Source organism: Alkalimonas amylolytica (assembly GCF_900107845.1).
Classification (GTDB): Bacteria; Pseudomonadota; Gammaproteobacteria; order Enterobacterales; family Alteromonadaceae; genus Alkalimonas; species Alkalimonas amylolytica.
The window spans coordinates 414,657-441,142 of sequence record NZ_FNRM01000003.1 but is presented as its reverse complement, the minus strand read 5'-3'; the positions used below and the strand labels follow the sequence as shown (position 1 = coordinate 441,142).

The window sequence follows — 26,486 nt, the reverse complement described above, 5'->3', positions numbered from 1 at the left end:
TATGTTTAAATGGCTGCATCCACTTGCAAAACCTGAGACTCTTTACCATTTTTGTGGGCGTTTGTTCCCTTGGTTGATGCTGTCAGCCATTGGTATTTTGTTATTTGGCAACCTATGGGGCTTAGTGTTTGCACCGCAGGATTACCAGCAGTTTGATACCGTCCGTATTATCTACATTCATGTTCCGTCCGCTTTGCTGTCGATGAGCACCTATACCATGATGGCTATTGCTGCCTTTATCGCCTTGGTATGGCAAGTGAAGGTTGCGCAGTGGTCTGTGCTGGCTATCGCGCCGATTGGTGCCGTCTTTACCGCCATTTCGCTGCTTACCGGCATGGCCTGGGGCAAGCCGATGTGGGGCACCTGGTGGGAGTGGGATGCGCGGCTTACGTCGCAGTTAATTTTGTTGTTTCTGTATCTGGGGGTGATCGCCCTTTATGGTGCTTTCTCGGATCGTCAAACCGGAGGTAAGGTAGCGTCCTTGCTGGCTGTGATTGGCATCGTCAATATCCCAATTATTCATTTTTCAGTGGAGTGGTGGAATACCCTGCATCAGGGCGCCAGCATCACCAAGTTTGATACGCCCTCGGTTCATCCCAGCATGTTATGGCCCTTGTTGATTAGCTTACTGGGTTTCTACCTGCTGATGCTGGCTTTGGTGTGTCTGCGCTTGCGAACCGCCATTTTAGAACATGAGCAGCACAGGCCCTGGGTACGGGCAACACTGGGAGGACATTAATGCAGTTTGATAGTTTCAGTGATTTTCTGGCCATGGGTGGATATGGCTTTTACATTTGGTTGGCTTACGGCCTGACCTATGGCCTGCTGATTGGTCTGGTGGTGTACTGCTTTTGGGAAGTGAAAGCCTTTCATCAGAATTTTCGTCAGAAGTTGGCGCGGGCACAACGCATTAAGCAGTATCAGGAGGCAGAGCATCGATGAATGCACGACGACAAAAACGATTATGGTCCATTTTAGCGATTCTGGCTCTGGTAGCCGGCTCGATTGGCGCCATGCTTTATGCGCTGCAGCAAAACATCAACTTATTCTACACCCCAACTCAGCTGGTCGAAGGCATCGGGGCGGATAAAATTCGGCCTGAAATCGGCCAGCGCTTACGGATTGGTGGTGTGGTGGTGGAAGGTTCTGTGGTGCGTGATCCTGAATCCTTGCTCGTGCGCTTTGATCTGGTCGACACAGGTCCAACCGTAACAGTCGAATACAATGGTATTTTGCCGGATTTATTTCGTGAAGGGCAGGGCATAGTGGCGCAGGGGCACTTGGTCGAGGACCGGTTAATTCGTGCCACAGAGGTGCTGGCTAAGCACGATGAAGAATACATGCCACCTGAAGTTGCTAAAGCGTTAAAAGGCATCCAGCACGTGCCGCCATCGCAGCAAACTGCAACTGAGTCGGCAGGGGGTTATTGATGATCCCTGAACTTGGTCAACTGGCGTTAACGTTTTCCTTTGCGCTGTCGCTGTTACTGGGCATTGTCCCACTGTATGGTAGCTATACTGGCAATGAACGTGCGCTGATGCTCGGCAAGCCGCTGGCACTGGCAGCGGCTTTGTTTGCCGGCCTTGCTTTTGTGGCTTTGGCTTACGCTTTTTACACCGATGACTTTACCGTGATCAATGTGGCTTCCAACTCAAGCTCTGTCTTGCCATGGTACTACAAGCTGACAGCAACCTGGGGCTCGCACGAGGGCTCGATGGTACTCTGGGTTTGGATACTGACGCTGTGGACGGCTGCGGTTGCCTTGTTTTCCAAGCAACTACCGCTGTTAATGCAGGGCCGTATTCTCGGCATTATGGGCTGGATTGGTGTGGGCTTTATTGCCTTCTCACTGTTCATGTCCAATGCTTTTGAGCGCAGTCTGCCGTACTTCCCGGTCGAGGGCAATGATCTCAATCCGCTGCTGCAGGATTTTGGCATGATCATTCACCCACCGTTGTTGTACATGGGCTATGTCGGTTTTGCGGTGTCCTTTGCCTTTGCCATCGCTGCTCTACTCAGTGGCAAGTTTGATAGTACCTGGGCACGTTGGGCGCGGCCATGGACTTTAGCGGCCTGGATGTTTTTAACGCTTGGTATCATGCTTGGTAGCTGGTGGGCTTACAAAGAGCTTGGCTGGGGTGGTTGGTGGTTCTGGGACCCGGTAGAGAATGCCTCTTTTATGCCGTGGTTGGTTGGCACGGCGCTGATCCATACGCTGGCGGTGACGGAAAAGCGCGGTACCTTTAAATCCTGGACCGTGCTGCTGGCACTGGCCACCTTTTCACTGAGCTTAATGGGTGCCTTTTTGGTGCGCTCCGGCGTGCTGGTATCGGTGCATTCGTTTGCTACGGATCCAAGCCGCGGCATGTTCCTGCTGGTGTTTTTACTGATTGTCATCGGCGGTTCTTTACTGCTGTATGGGCTTCGGATGCGTTCGGTGCGCAGCCAGGCCCGTTATCAGTTGTTCTCGCGCGAAGTCATGCTCTGGGGCAATAACGTCTTTATGCTGACGGCTACTTTGGTGGTGTTTCTTGGCACTTTACTGCCGTTATTCCACCAGGAGCTGGGCCTTGGTACCATTTCCATCGGGGAACCGTTCTTTAATGCGATGTTCTTTTATCTGACCATTCCATTTAGCTTATTGCTGGGGCTCGGCCCCTGGGTGCGCTGGAAACAGCAAAAGTGGCAACCGTTGATCCCGCCGCTGGCGATGATCGCTGTGGCGGCTTTGATCGTGGCGGTTGGTCTGATGGCGGCAACGCAATCGGTACAGGCCAATGTGGCCCTGATTGGTTTGTTGTTGGGTGCCTGGGTCGGCATGTCGGCCTTGGGTGAAGTCGGTCAACGTATTCGCCAGTTTGGTCAGGGGTTGGCTGGTATTCGCAAACTCAGTGCCAGCCATTACGGTATGACCACAGCGCATATTGGTTTCGCCGTGATGGTGATTGGCATTGCCATGACCACGACGTACAGTGTGGAGCGGGATGTACGGATGCAGGTAGGAGATACGGTGACCTTATCCGGCTATGAATTTACTTTGCTCGATCTGTACAAGCTGGATGGCCCAAACTTTGGGGGTGAAGCCGCGGATCTGAAGGTGGAGCGAGATGGTCGTTTTATTACCAATTTACATGCTGAAAAGCGTTTTTACACCATTCAGCGCACGGTGATGACCGAGGCTGCGATTCATGCGCGTTTAAGCCGTGATCTCTATGTATCCCTGGGTGAGGCCCTGCCTGGAGACGCCTGGTCGTTTAAAGTACAGGTCAAACCCTTTGTTCGCTGGATCTGGCTGGGTGGTTTACTGATGGCGATAGGGGCTACCTGGTCTTTACTGGATGTGCGCTATCGCCGCAAAGTACTGCGTCGTGCTGCTGCGCCTTCAGGCGATGATCAGAGCGATGCTAAAAAGGAGCTGGCTCATGCGTAAATGGCTGTTTTTTGCGCCTCTGGCAATATTTTTGGGCGTATCGGTGTTTTTATTTACCGGCTTGTTTTCGGATCCCTGGACCAGAGACTCGGCCCTGTTGAACCGTCCTTTGCCTGAATTTGACTTACCGGATTTGATGCAGCCAGAACAGCGCTGGAATCGTGAATTACTCACCGGTGAGCCTTTTTTGCTAAGCGTTTGGGGCGTTTGGTGTCCCACTTGCAAGGCGCAATTGGGCTTTATGACCGAGCTCAAAGAGCAGGGTGTTAAAGTGGTTGGCTTGTATTACCCGTTGCCGGTTGATCCGGCTTTTGGTGATCACTTCAGCCTGGGGCAATTGCAGCGCGATGTGCAGCGCGAGTTGGCCTACTTTGGCAATCCTTATCAGTTCAATATTCTGGATGAAAACCGCCGCTTGTCGCTGGATTTAGGCGTGTCTGGCTCGCCTGAGACCTTCCTGGTAGATGCCAACGGTAAAATTCGCATGCATCATGTCGGTGATATCAATCCGCGGGTATGGCGGCAAAAATTTGAGCCCGCCTTTGAGCAGTTGCAGCAGGTTGGCCTGGCCTATCAGGGAGCTCAGCCATGAGCCGTTTCTCTGCGCTCTTGTTGCTGCTTTGCAGTTTACCCCTGTGGGCAGGTCAGGAAATCCTGCCATTTGAGGATGACGCTAAGCGCCAGCTTTATCAGGAGCTGGTTCAGCAACTGCGTTGCCCACAGTGCCAGAACCAGAATATTGCCGACTCCAATGCGGTGGTATCGATTGATATGCGCAACAAAACCTACGAGCTGGTGCAGCAGGGGCGCAGCAAACAGGAAGTCATCGACTTTATGGTCGATCGCTATGGAAACTTTGTGCATTACAGTCCGCCGTTAAATCCTCTTACCTTGTTGTTGTGGGTGTTGCCGGTTTTGATGCTGGTGCTGATGCTATGGTACATGCTGCGACGCCGTCAGGCAGTGCCAACATCAGAGGCAAGCAATCCGGCGTTGGAGCAGGAGCTCGACGCAATTATCGACGCTTATCGGAGTAAAAAATAATGATGTGGCAGTTGCTACTAGGGACAGTGTTGATGCTGGCCCTGAGTGTGGTATTTATGGCCTGGCCACGCAGTGCCAGAGCTGGTGAGCAGCAAACTCCAGCGCAATTATTTGCTGAGCGCATGGATTTGCTGGCGACAGCACGGGATGCTGGCGAGTTGGCTGAACAGGACTTTGATAGTGCTGCCAATGAACTGAAACAGCAATTTCTGGAGCAAGAAGCCAAAGCGGTGCAGTTAAAAGCATCCCAAAACAGCTGGCGCTGGTACGGTGGCTTGAGTACTGCTCTGCTAGTGATGGTAGCCGGTATTTACAGTTGGAATGGCCATTATCGTGAGCTGGCCGACTGGCAATTGGCGCAGCAAAAGCTACCCGAATATGGTGAGCGCGCCTTGCTGGAGCATGGCGAGCCGCTGAGTGAGCAGGAACTGGCGCGTTTTGGCTTGGCCCTTCGCACCAAGCTGGCGCGCGATGGGGATGATGCCGCAGCCTGGTTTTTGTTAGGGCGCATTTGGTTGTCGCAAGGTTTTATGATGGATGCTATCGATGCGTTTGAAAAAGCCTTGCAGATGACGCCAAACCGGCCGGCACTTTTGATAAGTTACAGTCAGGCCCTGTTGGTGGTTGGTGGGGATGATAAGCTGGCCAAAGCTGGCCGCGCTTTGGCCCGGGCTTTAACGGCTGAGCCGGATAATCTGGATGCCTTGTCTTTGCTTGCCTTTGTGGCTTACGAAAAAGGGGATATGGCCGAAGCTGCTGCGGCCTGGACCATTTTGCTCGATCGGCTGCCAACCACTGATCCGCGTTACGCTGTGGTGCTTGAGAAGCTACAAGCGTTAGGGCACGAAGTCAGTGTACGGCAAGAGCGCTTGGTGCTGTTAACCCTGGATGTAGATCCGTCTTTGCGTCAGCAGTATCCGGATGCCAGTGTGTTTGTGTTTGTTCGCCAACCAGATGGCCCGGCGTTACCTGTAGCGGCACAGCGTATTCCGGTACCTGCCGGTGAATTACAGCTGATGCTGACCGAAGAGATGGCCATGCAGCCAGGCTGGACCTTAGCCAGTATTGATGATGTGGAAGTGGTAGCCCGCTTTTCACCCAGTGGTTCTGTGGATGATCGGCAAGGCAGTTTTGAAGTGGTCTCGGCGCCGCAATTATTCAGTGATGGCAAGGTTCAGGTATCGCTGCGGCTGAAAGCTGAGTAATGGTTTATTGGCTTAAATACAGAGGAAGGATCTTGAACACAAAGCATTTTTTTAAGCTGGCTAGCGTGTGTTGTCTGGCTTTTGGCTTACTTGCCTGCGCCAGCGCGCCGAAAGAGCAAGTGGTGGAGAAAGATCCACGCGACTCACTGGAAGGTTTTAACCGTGCCATGTGGGAGCTGAACTATGAAATTCTCGATCCAAACTTGCTACGACCGGCTACCGTTGGCTATATGGCTGTGGTTCCCACACCGGCCCGGCGTGGCGTGGATAACTTTTTGAGCAATTTGCGTGAGCCGGATAGTTTCGTCAATGCCGCCCTGCAAGCCAAGCCTGCTAGCATGGCCGTGAGCGCCGGCCGCTTTTTGGTCAATAGCACCATCGGCGTGTTTGGCCTGTTTGATGTTGCCACCAAAATTGGTTTGAACGAACGACGGGAAGACTTCGGTCAAACCCTGGCAGTGTGGGGCGTGGGGGAGGGATCCTTCTTAATGGTGCCAGCCCGAGGCCCTTCAACCATCCGGGATACTGGCGGCGATTTGGTGGATGCACTCTACTCACCCCTTGGTTTGTTTAATACCCCTCTAACCATTACACGTTATGTGCTGAGCGGTCTGACCCAGCGTGAAAAAGCCATGGCGATGGAGCATCTGCTGGAGGACTCGTTCGATCCCTACGCTTTTATTCGTGAGGCCTACTTGCAAAATCGCTTGTTCGAAATTTACGACGGCAATCCGCCAGAGCAAGAGGAGTACGACGACTCTTATCTGGACGAGTTCTTCTGAGTTAAAAAAGCGAGCCAAACAGCTCGCTTTTTTATTGTTCGTCATCGCTGCAGCAAGCCTTGTCGAGTGAGTAAAAGCCACGTATCATTTAAAGGAATATCATATTCTTTTTGGTTATATGTTGGGTCGCTATGAAACCACTTTTGTCTGCCAACCGTGCTGAAATTTACCTGGATAACAATGCCACTACGCCGGTGCTGCCCTGTGCGGCTGAGGCGGTGCAACATCACATGATGCAATGTTTTGGTAACCCGAGCAGCACCCATGCCACTGGCATCAAAGCCAAGGTTGAGCTGGAAGCAACCCGCCAACTGGCGCGTAAGTTGGTGGGTGCCGGTGCTGGCGACATCATTTTCACCTCAGGGGCAACCGAAGGCATTCAGGCTTCGGTGTTATCAGCGCTTAGCAAAGCCAAAGCCGAGGGCCGCGTTGGTCCGGACACCTTGCTGCTGTATGGAGCAACCGAGCACAAGGCTATTCCGCAAAGTTTGCAGCACTGGAATCAGGTGCTGGGACTCAATGCGACCTTGTGCGCTATACCGGTGGATCAAAACGGTTTGCTGGATTTGGATTTTATTCGTCAGCAGTTGCCCAAAGCCACGGTGATCTGCACCATGGCGGCCAATAATGAAACCGGTGTACAGCAGGACTTAGCAGCGTTAGAGCAATGCATTCGTGCCGTACGATCTGATATTCCCTGGTTGGTCGATTGCGTGCAGGCGCTCGGGAAAATGACGCTGAGTTTACAAGATACCAGCATCGACTATGCTCCTTTTAGCGGCCATAAGCTCTATGGACCTAAAGGTATTGGTTTTTTGTATCTGCGTGCTGGCACCAGTTACCAACCGCTGGTGGTTGGTGGTGGTCAGGAAAGCGGTTTACGTTCTGGTACTGAAAACCTGCCTGGTGTCGCAGCCTTGCACGCTATTTTCAGTGAGCTGTTAAAGACAGAGGGCTCGGTGTTTCAGCCAGTAGAGCAGCTCTGGCAATACCGGGCCGATTTGCTGGCGGCTTTGCGACAGGTGTTTCCAGAATTGGTGCTTAACAGCGATGCGCCTTATTGCGTGCCTACCACGATTAACTTCTCGGTGCCTGGCTTTTACAGCAAAGACATTATGGACTTGTTTGATGCTGCCGGCATTCGTGTCAGCTCAGGCTCTGCCTGCAGCTCGAAAGTACCCAGCAGTTTTGTATTGGATGCCATGGGTCTGGAAGCTTGGCGCTCGCAAGGCTCAATCAGGCTATCTTTTGGCCCGGCGATGACACCGGTCGAGTGCCTGCAGGCTTGTCAGCGCATCCGTGAGTTGGCGGCAGTTGTGCAAAAGCATTGTCTGGTGCTGACAGACGCCACCCCCACGCTCGAGTGGCATATCAAGGGACTGACGCAATTAAAACATGAAGGTTTGTGCAGTTATCTGCTGGTCTGCCCTGAAACCCGGGCTGCGGTAGTAATTGATGCTGCGCTCCCATTGCTGGGCCGTTTGCAGGCGATGATACAGGGCCAGCAATTGCAGCTAAAAGCGGTGCTGGATACGCATCAGCACCCTGACCATGCTTCGGTCCGTACTGAGCTTTGTACCTTATTGCAGCTGGATTGTCGCCATCCCACCGATGCTCTGGGGTGGCCTGCAGAAACGAATGAGCTGCTTTGTGGTCAGTATTGCTTACAGCGCCTGGACACACCAGGTCATTGCCCCGGTGCCAGCAGTTACCTGCTGTATCAGCAGGACGTGCTGAGAGCCGCTTTTGTCGGTGACTTGCTGTTACCTGGCGGGGTAGGACGAACTGACTTGGCTGGTGGCGATGCCAAAGCCTTGCAACGCAGTGTGCAGCGTCTGCAGCAGCATATTCAGCCGGATACTTTATTGCTATCCAGTCACGATTGCGCTCAGCGCTTTTTCACCACCCTCTCAATTGCCTGCGATGAGCAGCCGTTGTTACGATCTCTGTTGCACGATGAGCTAGCGAGTGATGACTGGCAGCAAGTCACTAATGCCCAGGCTTGTCAACTGCAAGCGCTGGAACAGCATTTTTGTGGTTTGGTCGAAGTCATGCCAACAGATGCCAAGGCGACCATTGCACCGGAACAGTTGGAAGAATTTATACGTTTGCAACCACATCTGCAGGTAGTAGATGTGCGCGAACCGCATGAGCAGAGTGCGGGTGCTTTGGCTCCTTATTTGCCGACTGGCTGCAACGTACGTGAGGTACCTTTGTCCAAGCTATGCCATTTGCTCAGTCATGCCGATTGGCAGCTGGATACCCCTTTACTAATGGTGTGCCGCACCGGCAATCGTAGCTTGGTTGCCTGCCAGGTATTAGCACGATTGGGTTTTCGTCAGTTGTACAATTTAAAAGGTGGTATGGCGCTTATTAGTTGAAAAATGGGCCAGCGCATACTGGCCCTAAAAGGTTGGGTGTTGATTTAGTAAAACAAGTGCTGAAGTGGATTCAATAAACGGGTAATGCCTTTGTTAAATTGCAGAGGCGCGCTTAACACCGACAGACACAAACAGTCCTCATCCGGCAAGGTGCGCGGCGTATGGGTATCGTCGGGCGTGTTGATCAAAATATCGCCCACACCATAACTGCCCTTTTCATCGACAATGCGGCCACTCAACACCAGGGTAATTTCAAGCCCCTTGTGGGTGTGCTGCGGAATAGCGGTATCTTTATCGATATAAAGCAGCGACACATGGCGTTTGTCACCCGCTGGCAGCTTAGCATTTGCAATGCTGCCAAGTTGGGTCCATTTGGTTTGCTGCTCAACCAGCCGCGCTAAAGCACGTGGTACCGTAAAGGTTTTGTCTTTTAATTGCACCTGAACCGGGCCCTGTGGCTGGGTGTTTAGCTCACGACCATTCCACTGCGGCTGTGCCATAATATCAGCCAGCATCTGATCCAGATCCGTGGCATCAAGCTCAGCAGCTGGGGCTGATTTCTCCAACATCAAACCTTGTTCAGCGGAAAGATCCAAACAAAGTTGTTGGCAATGTGGGCACAAATCAATGTGGGCGGATACCGCCAGAGCAACATCGGCTTCCAATGTGCCCTCCACGTATTGTTCCAGTAGCGGAATGCCCGGATGATATTTAACTGCGTGTGTCATCGAGTGCCTCTCTCAAACGATCCAGTGCCAGACGAATTCGTGATTTCACCGTACCTAACGGAATGGCCAGTTCATCCGAAACTTCCTGATGCGACTTTTCTTCTAAATACACTTTTACCATCACTAAACGCTGAGCTTCGGGCAGGCGATCAAAGTGTGGTGCCAACTTTTCAGTCATCAAAACGGTATCCCATTGATGGCTGCCTGAGTCTTCCTGCTCAGGGTAATTGCCGTCGTACCAGAGGTCGTCGGCGCTGATATCGTCTTTACGGCTTTGCTTTTTGCGTAACATATCGAAGCGGACATTACGGGCAATAGTAAAAATCCAGGTCGAAGCGCAGCCTCGGCTTGGATCAAACAGCCGGGCTTTTCGCCACACATTAAGCATGGTGTCTTGCACCATCTCCAAAGCTTGCTGTTCGTTGCCAAACATCTTCATGCCAAAAGCTTTCAGGCGGGGTGCAAAATAGCTAAACAGTTCAGAGTAAGCAGCTTTGTCTTGATGTACAGCGACAAAACTAAGTGCATCCTCCCATTGACCGGTACGGATCTCTGGGGCATTTTCATCGTTCGTCGACATTCCGGGCTCACGTTGTGCTGGTGTGGTCCCATCATGCCTCTGAGTGGATGCTAAATTCAACATCATTCGTCTTTCCTAATTGTGCAAAGGTTGCCAGTGGATAGATCACCACCTTATACGAGCGTAATCACTAAACTGATTCATTTCATTTTATCGAAAGATAGCTATGATATTTTCTGGTTTTTATTCTTTTTTGTTGATGTATCATGCAGCCATTAACCACTAGGAGACCTATTATGAGAACAGTTTTAGTGATTGAGAGCTCTATCAGCGGTAAAGCAGGTAAATCGAGCCAGCTTGTTGCACAATTTCTTACTAAGTTGCCTGCCGACGTCCAATTGGATCGCATTGATTTGGCCAGTCAGCCACTGCCTCATTTGGAAATGAATGAAATTGCAGCCTGGATGACCCCGGAAGCCGATCGCTCTTTGGAGCAGGCTGCTCTGGCTCGTCATTCGGATGATCTGATTGCCCGTATTCATCAAGCCGATGCGATTGTGTTAGGCGTACCTATGTACAATTTTGGTGTGCCAAGTCAGTTAAAAGCTTTGTTTGACCGGGTAGCTCGTGCTGGTGTTACCTTTAAGTACACTGAGCAAGGGCCGGTTGGTTTGCTGTCCGATAAACCGGTTGTTGTTTTCGCAACCCGTGGCGGTATCTATCAGGGCACAAATGCAGATAGCCAAACACCGTTTTTACAGCAGTTTTTCAACTTTATTGGTCTTAGTGAGCAGTACTTTATCTATGCGGAAGGCCTGAATATGGGCGAGGAGGCTGCTAAAGCTGCGCTGGAAAAAGCAGAGCAGCGTATCGGTGAACTGAGTCGTAAATTGGCTGCCTGATAAGCGTTGCAATCTAATGAGTGCCCATCTGGTTAAGAGCAGTACGGTTGGGCGCTAATCTTGTTTCTACCCCGCTTGAACCCGCATTGCTTGCATCCTGACCTTAGCCTTTGTATAAATGGTGCTATTCCAACAACCATACCCATAATCATAAAAGTGCCACTATGAAACTACTGACAACCTCGATACTGGCGGTTGCACTGGCAGGTGCCTGTATGGCCACCTCTTCTGTGCATGCCAAAAACGAACGGCTTACTCACCGAATTGAAACCATTCAGCTGGAGCAAGTTTATGCGACTGATGCCAGCATCCGGCTAACCATGGAACAGATTATGGCCGATCCGGATTGGTTGGGTCGCCAACCGGAAAATGAGTTCTGGTCTGCAGACAGTCAGTTTATTTATTACCAGCGCAAGCGTGAAGGTAGTGAAATCCGTGACTGGTACAAGCGCTCAGTGACGGAATCTAACCGGGATAACGGGACCTTAGTATCTCTGGCTGAAGTGCATCAGATGGGCGCAGCCGATGCGGTGTATTCCAGCGACGGTCAGCTGCAAGCCTATATTTTTCAGGGCAATGTATTTGTTAAAGACAGTCAAAGCGGTACCATCCGTCAACTGACACGCAGTCAGGACCGGCAAAGTCACCTGCAGTTTTTAACCGATGGTCGGCTGGCCTATCGCAGTGGTTGGCTGTATTTTGCGGTGGATCCAACCACAGGTCTGACTGAACAGCTATTCAGTATTCGTACAGAAGATGCGCCTAAGGCGCCTAGCGTACCAGAAAGTTATTTAGCTCAAGAGCAGCACAAGCTGCTGGAGTTTGTTGCTTTGCAGCAGCGTAACCGCACCGAGCGCCATCAACAGGAGCAGGAATTAAGGCAGTACAACCCTGCAATGCCGCCGCAGAGTATTTATGTCGGCAAAGACAAACATATTGTCGATGCCAGTCTGTCGCCGCAGGGCAACTTCCTGTTGGTGGCCATTCGTGATCAACAAAGCAGCAGTGATCGCGATATTATGCCGAACTACATCACGCCAAGCGGTGACATCATTGCCGAGTCGGTGCGTCGCAGGGTGCATGATTTCAAGCCCTTGCCACAACAGTTGATTCTGGTGGATCTCAGCGATGGTAGCCAGCATACTTTAAGCTACACCAGCTTGCCCGGTTACAATGAGGATGTGCTCAAAGAGGTCAAAACGGAAAATGCCCTTGCCCGTGGCGAGCGTTATCGCAGTGAAAAAGTGATCCGCGATATTGGCTTGATGACGGATTGGTACTGGACACAAAGCGCGATGCGTTGGAATGCACAAGGCAATCAGGTGGCAGTAATGCTCAAGGCGTTCGATAACAAAGATCGCTGGCTGGCGACGGTAGATTTTGCCAATAAGCGGCTGGTGCCACAGCACCGTCTGCACGACAGCGCCTGGATTAACTATGCCTTCAATGATTTTGGCTGGCTGCCGGCCGGTGATACCTTGTATTACCTGTCCGAAGAAAGCGGTTACTCGCATCTGTACACCAAGGCACTGAATCAGCGTCGGGCGCAGAAGCTTACCGAAGGTACCTTTGAAGTGGCAAACCCTGTGCTGACCCGCGATGGCCGTTTTATCTATTTCAAAGGCAATCGAAATCATCCGGGCCAGTACGATGTGTTCAGGGTGCAGCTTAGCAACAATCAACTGCAGCAAGTCACCAACTTGCCTGGAGCGGTTGATTTTCAGCTATCACCGGATGAAAGCCGCCTGTTGTTGCGCTATTCCAACAACCTAAAGCCGCATGAGCTTTATGTTACCAGCGCAGAACCAGCTGCTGATGTTCAGCGTTTAACCTATACCATTTCCGATGCTTTTAAAGCCTTGCCGTTGCAGGCACCGCAAATTGTACCTGTGCCATCCAGTCATCAGGCTGCGCCTGTCTACTCCAAGTTGTACCTGCCAGAGAACCACATGGACGGCGAGCCCCGTCGTGCAGTGATCTTCAATCACGGTGCCGGTTATCTGCAAAACAGCGATTTGGGCTGGTCGGTCTATTTCCGCGAGTTCCTGTTCCACAATCTGCTGGTTCAGCATGGTTATGTGGTGCTGGATATGGACTACCGGGCATCGAAAGGCTATGGCCGTGATTGGCGCACCGCTATCTACCGTCGGATGGGCACGCCGGAAGTCGAAGATCTGGTGGATGGCGTGAACTGGATGGTAGAAAACGTCCATGTTGATCGCAACCGGGTTGGCACCTATGGTGGCTCTTATGGTGGTTTTATGACCTTCATGGCCATGTTTAATGAACCGGAGTTGTTTAAAGCCGGTGCCGCTCTGCGGCCGGTCAGCGACTGGGCCTATTACAACCACCCGTACACCAGCAATATCCTGAATACCCCGGATATTGACCCTATTGCCTATGAGCGTAGCTCGCCGATCTATTTCGCCGAAGGCTTACGGTATCCGCTCTTGATCAGCGCACCTATGGTGGATCGCAATGTGTTCTTCCAGGATGTGGTGCGTCTGGTACAGCGCTTTATCGAGCTGGAAATTCCGCACTTTGAAACGGCGATTTATCCGGTCGAAGATCACGGCTATGTGCAGCCTAGCAGCTGGTTGGATCAATACCGCCGTATCTTTAAGCTGTTTGAAGACAATTTGTAATTAGTGCCTGTCCTGAAAGGCGGGTACTAACGCAGCGCAAGGATGCGCGGCCAAAATCATTGGCATAAGCCATTGATTTTGCGAGCCAGGAAAAACCGCGTTTTTTCCTGGCGACTCCGCGAAACGGCAGGGATGCCGTTTCAGGATGGAAACTAATTAGTCATCTTTAGCCAACAAAAAACCGGGCCTATCACATGCCCGGTTTTTTGTTGCTGGGAGCCGGGTTATTTTTCGTCTGGTTTTTTCTGCATCATCTCTTCCATGCGCTCACGGAACTGGGCCAGGCCTTTCAGCACATAATCGTAGGTGGCATCGACGTTGCGTTCAATCTCACCTTCATACACATTCAGGCCTTTTAAAATATCTTTGGCTTCGGTAAAACCCTGATCGATGGCACCACCTATGATGTTGAGGAAGCTGTCGAGCCGTTCCTGTTCATCCATATCCGGTGTCATTTTTTCGTAGCGGCCATAGAATTTGGTGGCAAAGCTGACAATGCGTTCGGCGGTTGCTTCAGGAGAGACATCAATGCCGGAGTCGTAGGTTTTTTGCGCTGCGTTTTCACCCAGCACAGGTTCCAGCTCTTTGTTGATGGCCTCCAGCGCAGTTTTGTACAGCAAGCGCAGGCTTTCGCTGTTGGATTTTAAACTCACCTGCTCATTGGCTGCCAAAATGGCCGCATTCTGGGCATTTTTTGCGGTTTCTTTTGCGGCGCGATCTGCAACGGCTTTATCCAGCTCGGATTTGGGAGCAGACTCTTGCTTGCTGCTTGCCTCGGCAGCTTTTGGAGGAATAGGTGCAATCGCCATAAGTAAGTACCTCAGTTGGTTCTGGACGAAGTATAGCCTATCCATTGTATCGGCTGAAAATTGTGCAGCTTGAGTGTTTTTTAGTTTTTCAGCAAATAATCGCTACCGAAGCGGTATAAAGGCCAACCCAGAGTCAGGCCGCGCAGCAGCATAAAAACCGACAATGCCAGCCAAAGAGCATGGTTGTCCATGCCTTGCAGCAGAAGGTAGCACAGACCAAAACCAGCGAAGGACAGCAGCATGCTGTTGCGCATGGCTCTGGCTTTGGTGGCGCCGATGTAGATACCATCCAGTAAATAGCTCCAGACCGCAATCAGGGGCAGGGCGATTAACCAGGGCAGAAAGTGAGCCGCGTTTTGTTGTACTGCAACAATGGAGGTTAGCAAACCAATCAAGGCTGTACCGCCTAACCAGAACAGCAGGCTGAAAATTATGCCGAGCACCAGGCCCCAACCAGCCAGAATGGCAAACAGCTGCTGCAATTCGCTGCTGTCTTTGGCGCCCACGGCTTTGCCGGTACAAGCCTCAGCGGCGTAAGCAAAACCATCCAGCGCATAGGAGACCAGCATCAGAAAAGTAATGAGGACAGCATTGGCAGCCACAATTGCATCACCATAGCTGGCACCACGAAAAGCGATAAAAACAAACACCCCTTGCAGGCAAAGGCTGCGAATAAAGATATCGCGATTAAGCGCAAATAAGCGGCCATAACCAACCAGCCGACTAAGTCGTTCAAACACTAAGGGCGCTAGTTGGTGTTGTTGCCACAGCCGCCGTACCAGCAGTAAGCCCACCAACAAGGTAGTGTAATCAGCAATCACTGAGGCGGCGGCAACCCCTGCGACTTTCCAGCCAAAGCCCAGCACAAAGAGTAAATCCAGTACAATATTCAGGCTTTGATTGATCAGCAATAACCACATTGGGTAGCGGGCATTGTGCAGGCCAAGAAACCAGCCAAGCAGCACCATGTTGAGCAGTGCCGCCGGGGCGCTCCAAACGCGGATCTGAAAATAAATACCGGCTTGCTGCAGCACTTCGTTGCTGGCCTGGCTTATCAGCTGTACCAAAGGCATCACCAATGGGTGCAGCAGCAACAGCAGCAGAGCCAGCCCTATGGCAACCAGAGCTGCTTGCAGCAAGGCATCGCGCTGTGCGCTTTTATCCCCGGCACCAAAGGCCTGCGCCGTCAGGCCTGTTGTGCTCATGCGCAAAAAGCCTAACAGTAAAAACAACAGACTGATCAAGCTGCTGCCAAGGGCCACGCCGCCTAAGTACCAGGCATGTTCCAGATGGCCGACCACAGCGGTATCTACCAAAGAGAGCAAGGGAATGGTCAGGTTGGAAGCGATCATCGGCAAAGCGATCAGCAACACCTGCTTTTGTTTGGGATGATTAAAGTTCAGCACAGAGGCATTAACGTCATTAAGCTGTCATTTAGGCCAGGCATACTAGCACAGCCTGTCGAAAGAGGGGTGTTTGTTCCTCCTAGTGCTAACTTTTCCGGCCCCCTTGGGCCGGTTTTTTTATGCCACAAAAAAGCAGCCCGCAGGCTGCTTATGCATGGGGCAATGCGATTATTGCCGGGTAGGGAAGCGCTGGAAAATCAGCGCTACCGTCTCATCCACGGCTTGCTTTGGATTTCTCAGTGCTTCGCGGGTGAGGCGGCCTTCCTGCACACCTTGCCAAATTAAACGGTTTTGCGTTGCATCGACTAAATCGACCCGTACCGTGCCTTGCTTGTAGTGCACGGTTTCAATATCCGATTGATAAATTGGGAAACCCAGATGCCAGGCAGAGCGGTGACCAAAGCGACCAAAGCCCACGTTGGCGCGGAACGGACTGGTGCGGATATCGGTTTTATCTTCGGTGATGGACGCAAAGTTCAGCAGTAACTGGGCACCTTCAGCCTGATACCGGTAACCCAGAGCTTCCATCTCACGACGCAGTGCCGATTTAAAGTGATCGGTCAGCAGGCTCTGGTATTCTTCGGTATTGGTCTCCGGGTTGCTAAAAAAACCAAACGTCTGATAGTGGGCAAAGTTGACATCCCGCGCATAATCAATACGCGGTTCAGGTTTGCTGGCACAGCCTGCCAGTACCAGCAGGGCCAGTAATAAACAAAAGGTTGAAACAACCAGGCGAAGCTGTGATTTTTGCTCAGTGACTGCCTGAGTAGCTTTTACAAAATTGGACATAATCAACTCCTGCAACGCATTCAACATCTTACTTTATGAGACAAAAGCAAGAATGGTTTAGTTCTTGCGTTCAATAAACTCTAACAGACTACAACTGAACCTGTGCTTAATCCAGTAAAAGCCTAACTTGCATCTGTCTTTTCTACGGGCTAAAATGCCGCCGCGCTTGGGGGAGTAATCGGCCAGACTGGCGTTGTTGTCAACATCCTTGTGCCTCATTGCACATGGCAACAACATCTGCAGCTTTGCTTCAGACTGATGAGACCTGAGACATGCACTGGGCCCAAAGCGGGAGCCTGGGGCATGTCTTTGGTAGATGTTCCCGCTGAGTCGTTTCCATGGATGCTTTTCTTGCTTCGTTCACTGCGGTGGCTATTGCCGAAATTGGTGATAAAACCCAGCTTCTGTCATTATTCCTTGCAGCTCGTTTTCGTTCAAAACTGGCCATCATTGCCGGTATTCTGGTGGCAACTTTACTCAATCATGCTGCTTCTGCCTGGCTGGGAGTCTGGGTGGCACAGTTTATACCGGCTGGCTGGCAGGGCTGGTTGCTTGGGGGCTCCTTTATCCTGGTCGCACTCTGGCTGCTGATCCCGGATAAAGACGACAGCGAGGATACCGGCGTGCTGAAGTTTGGTGCCTTTATGGCCAGTTGCATCTTATTTTTCCTGGCCGAAATTGGTGATAAAACCCAAATCGCTACCGTGATCCTGGCGGCGACCTTTGATGAGGCCATCTGGTGGGTGATTTGGGGCACCACCTTTGGTATGCTGGCCGCCAATGTACCTGTGGTGTATGCCGGCAGCTGGCTGATGGATAAAATCTCCCTGGATTGGGCCCGTCGCGCCGCCTGCGGTATTTTTCTGCTGCTGGGTGTTCTCACCATTATCAATTATTAGGATGACTATGATCGATGTGCGACCTGTAAACTACCGCGATCCACAGCAAGCCAGTCAACTGGTGTATTTACTGAATCAATATGCGTTGGACCCGATGGGTGGGGCCGAGCCATTGGCTGAGCAGGTTCAGGCGGAGCTGGTTAGCAAACTGGCGGAGCGTAGCGATACCTTTAGCTTTATTGCTTATGAAGATGGCGAACCGGTTGGTTTAATCAATTGTGTGGAAGGTTTTTCCACCTTTGCCGCCCGGCCTCTGCTGAATATTCACGATATTGCGGTGGTAGCGGCCAGCCGGGGCAAGGGCATCAGCACCTTATTGCTCAAGGCCGCTGAACAGTTAGCACAAGCGCGCAATTGCTGCAAACTAACGCTGGAGGTGCTGGAAGGCAATACCGTGGCCAAAGCCAGCTACCAGAAATTTGGCTTTGCCGGCTATGAGCTCGATCCTGCCATGGGGCAAGCCGTGTTCTGGCAGAAAAAACTTTAGCGCTTAAACTTGGTTTCAAGGATCACCGACGAGTTGGTCCTTTCCACCCCTTCCAGATTGCCGATATCATCCAGAATATGGCTGAGCTGCTCGGTATTTTGGGCCTGCACGATGGCAATCAAATCGTACTCACCACTGATGGCATACAGTGCCGATACCTGCGGCATATGCTTGAGCTCCAGATTGGTGCGAGCAGTGAGTTTTTGCCGCACCTTGATCGACACATGGGCCGATACCTGTTCGCTGAGAAAGCGACTGCCCAGCTCTACCGTATACCCCTGGATCACGCCTTGCTGTTCTAAACGCTGCAGCCGGTTCTGGATGGTAGTGCGCGAAACATTCAGTGCCCGTGCCAGATCCGACACACTGGCACGGCCATTGGTGCGCAGAATTGCCAGCAGCTGCTCGTCCTCTGAATTTATCATATTGACAACCTCTTAAGTCAAATTGTCTTTTTAATCGGTGATTTTGTACAGAATGATACTGCAAAATGGCAGCTATGGCGATTAAACTGTGACTACATTTTCCGGCTCTCTGCCAATCCGGTTCTTGACCGATAATAACGACACGAGGTTTATCCATGCAGCAAGTAAACAGAGCTCTTTTCGATGAGGTGATGGTACCCAACTATGCGCCGGCTCAGATGATCCCGGTCAAAGGTGCTGGCTCCAGAGTCTGGGATCAGCAAGGCAAGGAATACATCGACTTTGCCGGCGGTATTGCGGTGAACTGCCTGGGGCACTGTCATCCGGCCTTGGTGGCTGCGTTAAAAGAGCAGGGCGAAAAGCTGTGGCATTTATCCAATGTGTTGACCAATGAACCCGCCTTGTTGCTGGCCAAAGCACTGGTGGATGCTACCTTTGCCGAAAAGGTTTATTTTGCCAATTCGGGTGCGGAAGCCAATGAAGCGGCACTGAAGCTGGCGCGTCGTGTTGCCAAAGACCAGTTTGGTGAGCACAAAGATCAGATTGTTGCCTTTAAACAAGGTTTCCATGGCCGCACTTTTTTTACCGTTACCGTTGGCGGGCAGCCAGCTTATTCTGATGGCTTTGGCCCAAAGCCGGAAGCCATCGAGCATGCAGAGTTCAACAACATCGACAGCTTAAAAGCGCTGATTTCTGATCGCACCTGTGCCGTGATGGTAGAGCCGTTGCAGGGTGAAGGTGGAGTGCTGCCAGCCGATGCGGAATTTATGCAGCAGGTGCGGGCGCTGTGCACAAAGCACAAAGCGCTGCTGATTTTTGATGAAGTGCAAACCGGCGTTGGCCGCACTGGCGAGCTTTATGCTTATATGGGTTTAGGTGTGACGCCGGATATTCTGACGACAGCTAAAGCGCTGGGTGGTGGTTTCCCGATAGGTGCCATGCTCACCACCACAGCCATTGCCAAACATCTGGTGGTTGGTACCCACGGCTCCACCTATGGCGGCAACCCCTTGGCCTGTGCGGTGGCGCTGGCAGCATTAAATACCGTCAATCAACCGGATGTGCTGGCGGGCGTGAAAGCCAAAGAGCAGTTGTTTCGTGATGGTTTGCGTCAGATCAATGAAAAATACCAGGTGTTCGCTACCATTCGCGGCCAGGGTTTGCTGTTGGGTGCTGTGCTTAATGCCGATTATGCAGGCAAAGCACGTGACTTTATGGTGGCTGCGGCGGAAGAAGGTCTGATGGCGCTGGTGGCCGGTGCCAATGTGGTGCGCTTTACGCCATCGCTGGTGATCCCGGATGCGGATATCCGCGAAGGCCTGGCCCGCTTTGAGCGTGCCGTTGCCAAAATCGTGCAGGGTTAACGACGGATGCTGGTTATTCGCCCTATTCAAAGCAGTGACTTTGCTGCGTTGCGCTACATTGCTGAAGAGTCCGGCCCAGGTTTTACTTCCCTGCCGGTCAACGATGGTCGGTTGCAGCAAAAAATTGCCCACTCTGAGAGCAGTTTTGCGCAGTGTGTCGAGCAGCCGGGGCAGCAGGGTTATCTGTTTGTGCTGGAAGATACTGCAACCGGCGACATTGTCGGCACCACCGGTATTGAAGCGGCGGTAGGTCTTGAGACTCCGCTGTATCACTTTCAGCAGAATAGGGTAATGCACCACTCGGCTGAGCTGAATGTGTTAAATCAGCTGAAAACGCTGACGCTTTGCAACGATTACACCGGTGCTTCGGAAATATGCACGCTGTTTTTACGCCAGAGCTACCGCAAAGGCTACACCGGGCGATTTTTATCCAAGGTGCGCTTTTTGTTTATGGCCGAGCATCCGCAGCGTTTTGCCGAGACGGTGATTGCCGAAATGCGAGGCGCTTCGGATGGCAATGGTCAGCCGCCATTTTGGGGCTGGTTGCAAAAACTCTTTTTGACCATTGATTTCCCAACTGCTGATCATCTGATTGGCGTAGGGAAAAAAGCGTTTATTGCCGAGCTGATGCCGCGTCATCCCATTTATGTGGGCTTGCTACCGGAAGAAGCCCAGCAAGTGATAGGCCAGGTGCATGAGCACACCAAGCCGGCACTAAAAATGTTGCAGCAAGAAGGCTTTGTCCATCGTGGCTATGTCGATTTATTCGATGCCGGCCCAACCATCGAAGCCCGTCTTGGTCAGATCCACTCCGTGGCCAGCAGCCTGAAAGTGCCGGTACGGGTGGTACCCAAAGTTGAACCTGGCCAGATGCTGGCAGTCAGCAACACCGAAACCCAGGGCTTTCGTGCCAGTTTCAGTGAGCAGGCCCGCTTTGATGAGCATCAGGGCGTGTTGTTGATCCAACCGGAACTGGCTGATGCGCTGCAACTTAGCGAAGGCGGGCTGGCGCGCTTTATTGTGCTGGAAAAAGGCCGTCGTTGAGCCGGTATGGATTGAAACCAAATTTGTTATAATACCTGCCCCCTGGGGCATCCTGGAAGTTAAGAAGTAAGGTGAGCGTCATGCATAGCAACGTCAATGAACTGTTTGAGAATCTGTGGCAGAACTACCTGGAAGTAACGCCTTCTGCCAAGCGTGTCCATCAGTTGCTGGGAAGCTCTCAGCAAGCGGACATCATCAATGACCACATCGCCTTACGTACCTTCAACCTGGATAAAATCGGGTTGGAAAAGCTGGCCGCGCATTTCAAAGCGGTTGGCTACGAAGAGTGTGGTGAGTACCATTTTGCAGCGAAAAAGCTCTATGCCAAGCATTTTGAGCATCCGGATCGCAATCAGCCGAAGGTCTTTATCTCGGAGTTGTTGCTGGATCAGTGTTCAGAGCAGCTGCAGCGTATTGTGACTGAGCTGGTTGCCCAGATCCCGGAAGAGGCCGTCACTGCTGATAACTTCCTTTATTCCGGTACCCATTGGTCGATGGATCATGCGACCTATGAAGCGCTGCTGGCAGAAAGCGAGTACGCGGCCTGGATGGCAGCCTGGGGCTTCCGCGCCAACCACTTTACCGTCAGTGTCAATGCGCTGGAAAATTTTGAAACGCTGGAGCAGGTCAATCAGGCACTGAAAGACGGCGGCTTCCTGCTCAATACCTCAGGCGGAGAGATCAAAGGCAGCAAAGAGGTCTTATTGGAGCAATCCTCGACGCTGGCCGACTTAATTACTCTGCAGTTTAGCGATGGCCCGGCCACCATTCCAAGCTGTTTCTACGAATTTGCCCGCCGTTACGAAGTGGCGCCAGGCATGCTGTACACCGGCTTTGTTGCGGCTTCTGCCGATAAAATCTTTGAGAGCACCAACGCCCGTTAAGCCTCAGGCGTAAAAGCTATCCAGCCACGCCGGGTGATCCATCACCCGGCGTTTTTCGTTGTGCTATTCAGGTGCAATTCATTGTGTTCTTTTTAGGCTGCATGGTACCTTTGATGCTGAATTCCTGAACGGCTGGATGCTAACTTCATGATCATACAAAAAATAAGCGCCTTACTGATGACCGGCATGCTGAGTGTTGGTTTGCTTCCGGCGGATGAGCTGACGTTGGAGCGGGTGCAGCTGCAGCTGGAGCATCCGGCCAATGGCAGTTTGTTGAAAATGCCAGAGCAGCCTTATCTGCTGGTATCGGGCTTTAATCAGTACCAGCGCTGGCTGAGCCTGGTCGATACCGAGAACTACAACGTCAGTAGCTTACCCATTCCTGAAAGTGCCCAGTTTTTCAGCAAAGCCCAATTGGCGGGTTTCGAGCTACCGCAGCTGGTGTTTTGGGGCATTGATGGTTTGTACCGCATGAGTTTACCGGATGGTGAGTACCAGCAACTGCTGGCTGTAAGCTCGGTGCATCGGGTGCTGGACTCGGTGCGGTTGCGCCAGCGCACTTTTACGCTGGATTTGGGGAGCGAGCTTGCTGATTTTTTTATTCCGGACTTTACCAGTTCGCATTTGTTACGACAAAACGCGGATGGTAGCTTCCGGCACTATGAATTGCAGCTGCCGAGCCGCATCCAAAGCTGGCAAAGCAATCGGCTGGATTATCAGCCAAGACGTCCCTTTGTGGTGGATACCAATGGCAATGGCCGTAAAGACCTGCTGGTTGTCGATCAAGGACGCTTCTGGGCGTTTGAACAGGCCGTAGATGGCAGCTTTGCTGTTCAGCCTAAAGCTCTGGAGTGGCCGGTGCCTTTATCGGATGAACGTGCCCTGGATCAACGCAGCGATGCAGGCCGCAGTTATCAGGGCCAGCAGATGGACCGCTTGTTCGATGTGCGTGATATGAACGGCGATGGTTTGCCAGATTTGGTGATGGAACGCGAGCAACTGGCTGACGCACTGGATCGCAGTACCGAATACCGTATTCATTTTGGGCGTCTGAGTGAGCAGGGGCTGACCTTTGCTGCCGAGCCGGATACCCGGGTAAAAACCGACAATGTGCCGATTGATGTGGTGATTGGTGATTTTAATGGCAATGGCCGGCAGGATTTTTACATCCCCAACACCAACATCGGGGTAGGCACCATAGTACGGGTGTTATTACGCGGCAATGCCAACCTGGATGTGGATTTCTTTCTGATGAATGAGCAGGGGCATTATGGCAGCCGGGCTGATTTGCGCCAGCAGGCGCGGGTGGATGTCAGCATCAGCAATGTACGTTTTGATTTGCCGTTGTTTCAACTGGCGGATTTGACCGGCAGTGGCCAGCAGCATCTGTTGGTGGGAGAAAGTGGTCGGCTGCGTTTATACAGCCCCGACAGCAGCCGCTTATTCAGCCGGCGCAGTGAACGGCTGGAGCTGGATGTACCGCGTGACAGCAGCCGGGTATTAATCACCGATCTCACCGGCAATGGCAAAGACGACCTGGTGTTGCCGTTTGATGCACAGGATAAACAAGAGCACAGCAACCAGTTGCATTTAATCTTCAGTCGTTAAAATGTTTGCTAACACTTTCTGTTTTTGGCTTTTGTCCGGCCGATGTTAGGCTAGGCAGGTTTATTGTGCAGGGAGTGTAAGACATGCAACTACGCATCGATGCGGTGACCAAGCAGTACGCCACGGTTACGGCGGTCAATCAGGTCAGTTTCCAAATTCAAAGCGGCGAAATTTTCGCTTTGCTCGGCCCGAACGGGGCTGGAAAATCCTCCATTATCCGTATGCTGGTAGGCATGACCAAGCCCGATGCCGGCAGTATTTCAGTGTGTTATCAGGACCAAACCTTTCATCATGTACCACGGCGCTTGCTGGGCTATTTGCCGGAAGACCGTGGCCTTTATGGTGATAAGAGTGTGGAAAAAAATCTGCTGTTTTTGGCGCAATTGCATGGACTTGGCAAAACAGAAGCGCTGAGCCGGATGGATCACTGGCTGGAGGTATTCGAGCTAACCGAGCGTCGGCACGACGATTTAAAACAGCTGTCCAAAGGCAATCAGCAAAAAGTACAGCTGATTGCAGCGGTACTGCACAAGCCGGCACTGGTCATTCTGGATGAGCCTTTCTCCGGGCTGGATCCCATCAATCAGGAGAAAGTGGTCGATTTTCTAAAGCAACTTAAGCAAAACGGCATGACCGTTATTTTGAGTGCACATCAGATGGCGATGGTGGAAAAACTGGCCGATCGCATGGTGCTGATGGCCAAAGGCGAGGTGGTGCTGGCTGGTACTCTGGCCGAAATCCGCCAGCAGGCGCAGCCGGAGGTGCAAATCCAGCTAAGCAGCAAGGTGCCATTGCCTGCTGATTGGCTGCGCAGCCTGGAGGCGGTTACGGCAGTGGAAATGCACCAGCCAGAGCAGGCATTATTGACCTTACAGCGGGATGCGGAGGTTGGCCCTGTGTTGCAGCAACTGCTGGGTCGGATTGAGCCGGAGCAAATCGCTATGCAGAAACCGGACTTGCATCAGCTGTATCTGAACGCCATGTCCAGGCATCAGGGGCAAACCCCACAGGAGGCCGCTGCATGATATCCCGTCAAAGTCTGATTGTAGCCCGCTGGGAATTTCTGCGTTTTTTTAAATGGAAGCAGCAGCTGATTTCCTATTTACTCATGTTGGCGGTAATGGGGGGTGTTTTTGCCTGGGTCTATCTAACCGATGAAAGCCGCCAGCAGTACCGTATAGCCGTGCCTGGCTCTGTGGTGGTGCAAAATACCGAGCAGTTTGAGTTTCAGCGTCCCAGCATCGATCTGTCGCAGCAATTGCAGCAACTGCGCGATCACCAAACCTGGCATGCCGTATTGTCCTATCAGGACGGCAGCTGGGTGCTGCACACCGGTGCCAGCAGCAAATGGTTGCCGCAATTAGAGCAGGTGTTGCAAAGCTATTTCCAATTGCAGCGCGCCGGTGATTTTGGCTTAACCGATGCGCAGCTGACGGAGCTGCAGCAGCCAGCCCCCATTGAACGTAGTTTTTTGGATGATGATTTTAAAGGCGAAGACACGCCGGAGAAGATGATTGCTTTTGCCGTGCTGATTTTATTGTTGATAGGCCTAAGCACGGCTTTTGGTCAAATTCTGATGAGCATTACTGGCGAAAAGCAGCAGCGGGTGACCGAGCAGCTGTATGCCATTTTGACTCCGCAGCAATGGATGGATGGCAAGGTGCTGGGGCATAGCTTGAGTGCGCTCAAAGCCATGTTGACCACCACACTGGTGATGCTGGTGTTTTTCCTGGTGGTTTCTGTGCTGGTGGCGGGTGAAGCCATGGACTTAAGCTGGCTGAACTGGTGGGTGATCCTCTGGTTGATCCCGTTTGCATTGGCCGGCGTTTTGCTGTGCGCCTGTTTTATGGGCGCCATTGCCGCCTCGATTGATGATCCCAATACCAGTGGCAAAGGCGTGGTGATGATGGTGACCTGGTTGCCACTGCTCTTTACGTATCTGGTGATTGATAGTCCGAGTGGCTGGGCCATGACGCTGCTCAGTTGGCTGCCAGTTACGTCCTTTGCTGTCATGCCGGTGCGGATGTCGATGGTGGAAGTGCCCTGGTGGCAGCTGAGCCTGTCGCTGGCACTGCTGCTGGCGACGGTGTATTACATGCGCCGGCTCGGTGGCCGGATTTTCCTGCGTGGCATGCAAATGTACGGCAAAGAGCCAAGCTGGGGCGATATTATGCGCTGGGCGTTAAGCCGCAAGGCTGATTGAGCGCTTTTTCAGAAGAGCCCGCGTTCGCGGGCTCTTCGTTCATCGTGGTTTAGTAGCGACTAAAACTCGTACTTATGGGCGCTAAACAGCGTCTGCACTTGCAGCCAGATATCGCCTGGCTCGCCATCGCCGACCCATTGATCGTTGATTTGTACCACAGGGGCCACTTCTTTGCTGGAACTGGTTAACCAGACTTCATCGGCAGCCAGTACCTCAGCCCGGCTGATGGCGCGCTCTTCCACCGTGTAATTGCTGTATTTGCGCAAAATCGCCAGCAAAATCAGCCGGGTAATGCCAGGTAGCAGCTCAGTGCTGAGCGGTGGGGTGGCAATCACACCGTCTTTGACGATAAACACATTGCAGGCAGCCGCTTCGGTCAAAAAGCCTTCGCGGTTAAATAAAATGGTTTCCTGCGCGCCCTGAGCATAGCCTTGCTGGTAGTGCAGCACATTGCCGAGCAAGGAGGTGGATTTGATGTGGCAACGCTGCCAGCGCAAGTCGTCGGCGGCGACCACCCGATAACGCGGCGCTTTGTCTTTATCAGCCACCGGTGCTGGCGGGATCTCAAACACAAAGGCGAACACCGTCGGCTGGATATTGGCCGGAAAGGCATGATTGCGCTTTACATCCGTGCCCCGGCTTACCTGGACATAGATCCCAAGGTTTTCGCCCATGCTTTGGTTTTTTGCCAGTAAATCGGTCAGCAACTGCTGCCAGTCGGCCAGATTAAGGCCGGTGTCAATGCTCAGCTGCTCCAGGCCGCTTAGCATTCGCTCCATATGCGGTACCAGGCCGACAAAACGGCCCTGGTAGGATGGCACTACTTCGTAGATGCCGTCGCCAAATAAAAAGCCACGATCCATCGGTGAGATGCGGGCCTCGGCAGCCGGCAGATAGTCCCCATTTAAATACACAATACTCATAATCACAC

Annotated in this window: 26 protein-coding genes; 19 read left to right on the top strand and 7 right to left on the bottom strand. The window is 52.2% G+C overall.

Going from position 1 to position 26,486, the window contains the following annotated elements:
- Position 1: 1 nt before the first annotated feature.
- The 9 genes from BLW37_RS08325 (at position 2) to BLW37_RS08285 (ending at position 8,842) form a co-directional block, all read left to right on the top strand.
- Positions 2-739: a heme ABC transporter permease gene (locus tag BLW37_RS08325; protein ID WP_091341787.1), complete on the top strand. Its 738-nt coding sequence runs from the start codon at positions 2-4 to the stop codon at positions 737-739.
- Positions 739-942 carry a heme exporter protein CcmD gene (gene ccmD / locus BLW37_RS08320; protein WP_091341785.1) on the top strand — a complete coding sequence of 68 codons (204 nt, stop codon included), beginning with the start codon at positions 739-741 and terminating at the stop codon, positions 940-942. Before BLW37_RS08325 ends, ccmD begins: the two co-directional genes overlap by 1 nt.
- Positions 939-1,430: a cytochrome c maturation protein CcmE gene (ccmE, locus tag BLW37_RS08315; protein WP_091341783.1), complete on the top strand. Its 492-nt coding sequence runs from the start codon at positions 939-941 to the stop codon at positions 1,428-1,430. The genes ccmD and ccmE overlap by 4 nt, the downstream gene beginning before the upstream one ends.
- Positions 1,430-3,430 carry a heme lyase CcmF/NrfE family subunit gene (locus tag BLW37_RS08310; RefSeq protein ID WP_091341782.1) on the top strand — a complete coding sequence of 667 codons (2,001 nt, stop codon included), beginning with the start codon at positions 1,430-1,432 and terminating at the stop codon, positions 3,428-3,430. The genes ccmE and BLW37_RS08310 overlap by 1 nt, the downstream gene beginning before the upstream one ends.
- Complete coding sequence (locus BLW37_RS08305; RefSeq protein ID WP_091341780.1) at positions 3,423-4,022, top strand: redoxin family protein; 600 nt, start codon at positions 3,423-3,425, stop codon at positions 4,020-4,022. Before BLW37_RS08310 ends, BLW37_RS08305 begins: the two co-directional genes overlap by 8 nt.
- Complete coding sequence (locus BLW37_RS08300) at positions 4,019-4,474, top strand: cytochrome c-type biogenesis protein (RefSeq protein ID WP_091341778.1); 456 nt, start codon at positions 4,019-4,021, stop codon at positions 4,472-4,474. Before BLW37_RS08305 ends, BLW37_RS08300 begins: the two co-directional genes overlap by 4 nt.
- Positions 4,474-5,679: a c-type cytochrome biogenesis protein CcmI gene (gene ccmI / locus BLW37_RS08295; protein ID WP_091341777.1), complete on the top strand. Its 1,206-nt coding sequence runs from the start codon at positions 4,474-4,476 to the stop codon at positions 5,677-5,679. The genes BLW37_RS08300 and ccmI overlap by 1 nt, the downstream gene beginning before the upstream one ends.
- A 32-nt stretch (positions 5,680-5,711) precedes the next feature.
- Positions 5,712-6,461, top strand: coding sequence for an MlaA family lipoprotein (locus BLW37_RS08290; protein ID WP_342744204.1), 750 nt, complete (start codon positions 5,712-5,714; stop codon positions 6,459-6,461).
- Between the two features lie 131 nt (positions 6,462-6,592).
- Entirely contained in the window at positions 6,593-8,842 is a 2,250-nt protein-coding gene (locus BLW37_RS08285) for an aminotransferase class V-fold PLP-dependent enzyme (RefSeq protein ID WP_091341773.1), read from the top strand.
- Between the two features lie 44 nt (positions 8,843-8,886).
- Here BLW37_RS08285 and BLW37_RS08280 read toward each other — a convergent pair whose 3' ends face one another.
- Both BLW37_RS08280 and BLW37_RS08275 read right to left on the bottom strand, forming a co-directional pair.
- Positions 8,887-9,570 (bottom strand): ChrR family anti-sigma-E factor, encoded by a 684-nt coding sequence (locus BLW37_RS08280; protein WP_091341771.1) that lies wholly within the window; start codon positions 9,568-9,570, stop codon positions 8,887-8,889.
- Entirely contained in the window at positions 9,554-10,150 is a 597-nt protein-coding gene (locus BLW37_RS08275; RefSeq protein ID WP_091341769.1) for a sigma-70 family RNA polymerase sigma factor, read from the bottom strand. The genes BLW37_RS08280 and BLW37_RS08275 overlap by 17 nt, the downstream gene beginning before the upstream one ends.
- 236 nt (positions 10,151-10,386) lie before the next feature.
- Here BLW37_RS08275 and BLW37_RS08270 point away from each other — a divergent pair, with 236 nt between their 5' ends.
- Together BLW37_RS08270 and BLW37_RS08265 are read left to right on the top strand one after the other, a co-directional pair.
- Positions 10,387-10,992: an FMN-dependent NADH-azoreductase gene (locus BLW37_RS08270; protein ID WP_091341767.1), complete on the top strand. Its 606-nt coding sequence runs from the start codon at positions 10,387-10,389 to the stop codon at positions 10,990-10,992.
- Between the two features lie 164 nt (positions 10,993-11,156).
- The gene (locus tag BLW37_RS08265; protein ID WP_091341765.1) at positions 11,157-13,637 is read left to right on the top strand and encodes a S9 family peptidase; all 2,481 of its coding nucleotides are present in this window, start codon (positions 11,157-11,159) and stop codon (positions 13,635-13,637) included.
- A gap of 224 nt (positions 13,638-13,861) precedes the next feature.
- On the opposite strand, the gene BLW37_RS08260 is transcribed toward BLW37_RS08265, so the two are convergent.
- From BLW37_RS08260 to BLW37_RS08250, 3 genes are all read right to left on the bottom strand, one after another.
- Positions 13,862-14,446: a DUF5610 domain-containing protein gene (locus BLW37_RS08260; RefSeq protein WP_091341763.1), complete on the bottom strand. Its 585-nt coding sequence runs from the start codon at positions 14,444-14,446 to the stop codon at positions 13,862-13,864.
- Positions 14,447-14,526: 80 nt separating this feature from the next.
- On the bottom strand, positions 14,527-15,852 hold the full coding sequence (gene dinF, locus BLW37_RS08255) for an MATE family efflux transporter DinF (RefSeq protein ID WP_281248652.1): 1,326 nt from the start codon (positions 15,850-15,852) through the stop codon (positions 14,527-14,529).
- A gap of 168 nt (positions 15,853-16,020) precedes the next feature.
- A complete protein-coding gene (locus BLW37_RS08250) occupies positions 16,021-16,641 on the bottom strand; it encodes a DUF4136 domain-containing protein (protein WP_171907579.1) in 621 nt (206 codons plus the stop codon).
- Positions 16,642-16,979: 338 nt separating this feature from the next.
- Between BLW37_RS08250 and BLW37_RS08240 the strand changes: the two genes are divergently transcribed.
- Together BLW37_RS08240 and BLW37_RS08235 are read left to right on the top strand one after the other, a co-directional pair.
- Positions 16,980-17,540: a TMEM165/GDT1 family protein gene (locus BLW37_RS08240; RefSeq protein ID WP_091341757.1), complete on the top strand. Its 561-nt coding sequence runs from the start codon at positions 16,980-16,982 to the stop codon at positions 17,538-17,540.
- A 7-nt stretch (positions 17,541-17,547) separates the two neighbouring features.
- The gene (locus BLW37_RS08235; protein ID WP_425426615.1) at positions 17,548-18,027 is read left to right on the top strand and encodes a GNAT family N-acetyltransferase; all 480 of its coding nucleotides are present in this window, start codon (positions 17,548-17,550) and stop codon (positions 18,025-18,027) included.
- On the opposite strand, the gene BLW37_RS08230 is transcribed toward BLW37_RS08235, so the two are convergent.
- Positions 18,024-18,452 (bottom strand): Lrp/AsnC family transcriptional regulator, encoded by a 429-nt coding sequence (locus BLW37_RS08230; protein WP_091341753.1) that lies wholly within the window; start codon positions 18,450-18,452, stop codon positions 18,024-18,026. The two genes, BLW37_RS08235 and BLW37_RS08230, sit on opposite strands and share 4 nt — an antisense overlap.
- A 155-nt stretch (positions 18,453-18,607) precedes the next feature.
- On the opposite strand from BLW37_RS08230, the gene BLW37_RS08225 reads away from it, so the two are divergent.
- The 6 genes from BLW37_RS08225 (at position 18,608) to BLW37_RS08200 (ending at position 25,555) form a co-directional block, all read left to right on the top strand.
- A complete protein-coding gene (locus BLW37_RS08225; RefSeq protein WP_091341751.1) occupies positions 18,608-19,816 on the top strand; it encodes an aspartate aminotransferase family protein in 1,209 nt (402 codons plus the stop codon).
- 6 nt (positions 19,817-19,822) lie between these two features.
- Complete coding sequence (astA, locus tag BLW37_RS08220; protein WP_091341749.1) at positions 19,823-20,860, top strand: arginine N-succinyltransferase; 1,038 nt, start codon at positions 19,823-19,825, stop codon at positions 20,858-20,860.
- 80 nt (positions 20,861-20,940) lie between these two features.
- Complete coding sequence (locus BLW37_RS08215) at positions 20,941-21,744, top strand: DUF1338 domain-containing protein (RefSeq protein ID WP_091341747.1); 804 nt, start codon at positions 20,941-20,943, stop codon at positions 21,742-21,744.
- A 147-nt stretch (positions 21,745-21,891) separates the two neighbouring features.
- On the top strand, positions 21,892-23,352 hold the full coding sequence (locus tag BLW37_RS08210) for an FG-GAP repeat domain-containing protein (RefSeq protein WP_091341745.1): 1,461 nt from the start codon (positions 21,892-21,894) through the stop codon (positions 23,350-23,352).
- A gap of 83 nt (positions 23,353-23,435) precedes the next feature.
- Positions 23,436-24,377 (top strand): ABC transporter ATP-binding protein, encoded by a 942-nt coding sequence (locus BLW37_RS08205; protein WP_091341743.1) that lies wholly within the window; start codon positions 23,436-23,438, stop codon positions 24,375-24,377.
- Positions 24,374-25,555 (top strand): ABC transporter permease, encoded by a 1,182-nt coding sequence (locus BLW37_RS08200; protein ID WP_091341741.1) that lies wholly within the window; start codon positions 24,374-24,376, stop codon positions 25,553-25,555. The genes BLW37_RS08205 and BLW37_RS08200 overlap by 4 nt, the downstream gene beginning before the upstream one ends.
- Before the next feature lie 59 nt (positions 25,556-25,614).
- Here BLW37_RS08200 and BLW37_RS08195 read toward each other — a convergent pair whose 3' ends face one another.
- Entirely contained in the window at positions 25,615-26,478 is an 864-nt protein-coding gene (locus BLW37_RS08195) for a D-amino acid aminotransferase (protein ID WP_091341740.1), read from the bottom strand.
- Between the last annotated feature and the right edge of the window lie 8 nt (positions 26,479-26,486).

Excerpts from the sequence above, each read along its gene's own strand:
- BLW37_RS08325 (WP_091341787.1), top strand. The coding sequence starts at position 2 with ATGTTTAAATGGCTGCATCCACTTGCAAAACCTGAGACTCTTTACCAT.
- ccmD (WP_091341785.1), top strand. The coding sequence starts at position 739 with ATGCAGTTTGATAGTTTCAGTGATTTTCTGGCCATGGGTGGATATGGC.
- ccmE (WP_091341783.1), top strand. The coding sequence starts at position 939 with ATGAATGCACGACGACAAAAACGATTATGGTCCATTTTAGCGATTCTG.
- BLW37_RS08310 (WP_091341782.1), top strand. The coding sequence starts at position 1,430 with ATGATCCCTGAACTTGGTCAACTGGCGTTAACGTTTTCCTTTGCGCTG.
- BLW37_RS08305 (WP_091341780.1), top strand. The coding sequence starts at position 3,423 with ATGCGTAAATGGCTGTTTTTTGCGCCTCTGGCAATATTTTTGGGCGTA.
- BLW37_RS08300 (WP_091341778.1), top strand. The coding sequence starts at position 4,019 with ATGAGCCGTTTCTCTGCGCTCTTGTTGCTGCTTTGCAGTTTACCCCTG.
- ccmI (WP_091341777.1), top strand. The coding sequence starts at position 4,474 with ATGATGTGGCAGTTGCTACTAGGGACAGTGTTGATGCTGGCCCTGAGT.
- BLW37_RS08285 (WP_091341773.1), top strand. The coding sequence starts at position 6,593 with ATGAAACCACTTTTGTCTGCCAACCGTGCTGAAATTTACCTGGATAAC.
- BLW37_RS08280 (WP_091341771.1), bottom strand. The coding sequence starts at position 9,570 with ATGACACACGCAGTTAAATATCATCCGGGCATTCCGCTACTGGAACAA.
- BLW37_RS08275 (WP_091341769.1), bottom strand. The coding sequence starts at position 10,150 with ATGTCGACGAACGATGAAAATGCCCCAGAGATCCGTACCGGTCAATGG.
- BLW37_RS08270 (WP_091341767.1), top strand. The coding sequence starts at position 10,387 with ATGAGAACAGTTTTAGTGATTGAGAGCTCTATCAGCGGTAAAGCAGGT.
- BLW37_RS08265 (WP_091341765.1), top strand. The coding sequence starts at position 11,157 with ATGAAACTACTGACAACCTCGATACTGGCGGTTGCACTGGCAGGTGCC.
- BLW37_RS08260 (WP_091341763.1), bottom strand. The coding sequence starts at position 14,446 with ATGGCGATTGCACCTATTCCTCCAAAAGCTGCCGAGGCAAGCAGCAAG.
- BLW37_RS08250 (WP_171907579.1), bottom strand. The coding sequence starts at position 16,641 with ATGTCCAATTTTGTAAAAGCTACTCAGGCAGTCACTGAGCAAAAATCA.
- BLW37_RS08240 (WP_091341757.1), top strand. The coding sequence starts at position 16,980 with ATGGATGCTTTTCTTGCTTCGTTCACTGCGGTGGCTATTGCCGAAATT.
- BLW37_RS08235 (WP_425426615.1), top strand. The coding sequence starts at position 17,548 with ATGATCGATGTGCGACCTGTAAACTACCGCGATCCACAGCAAGCCAGT.
- BLW37_RS08230 (WP_091341753.1), bottom strand. The coding sequence starts at position 18,452 with ATGATAAATTCAGAGGACGAGCAGCTGCTGGCAATTCTGCGCACCAAT.
- BLW37_RS08225 (WP_091341751.1), top strand. The coding sequence starts at position 18,608 with ATGCAGCAAGTAAACAGAGCTCTTTTCGATGAGGTGATGGTACCCAAC.
- astA (WP_091341749.1), top strand. The coding sequence starts at position 19,823 with ATGCTGGTTATTCGCCCTATTCAAAGCAGTGACTTTGCTGCGTTGCGC.
- BLW37_RS08215 (WP_091341747.1), top strand. The coding sequence starts at position 20,941 with ATGCATAGCAACGTCAATGAACTGTTTGAGAATCTGTGGCAGAACTAC.
- BLW37_RS08210 (WP_091341745.1), top strand. The coding sequence starts at position 21,892 with ATGATCATACAAAAAATAAGCGCCTTACTGATGACCGGCATGCTGAGT.
- BLW37_RS08205 (WP_091341743.1), top strand. The coding sequence starts at position 23,436 with ATGCAACTACGCATCGATGCGGTGACCAAGCAGTACGCCACGGTTACG.
- BLW37_RS08200 (WP_091341741.1), top strand. The coding sequence starts at position 24,374 with ATGATATCCCGTCAAAGTCTGATTGTAGCCCGCTGGGAATTTCTGCGT.
- BLW37_RS08195 (WP_091341740.1), bottom strand. The coding sequence starts at position 26,478 with ATGAGTATTGTGTATTTAAATGGGGACTATCTGCCGGCTGCCGAGGCC.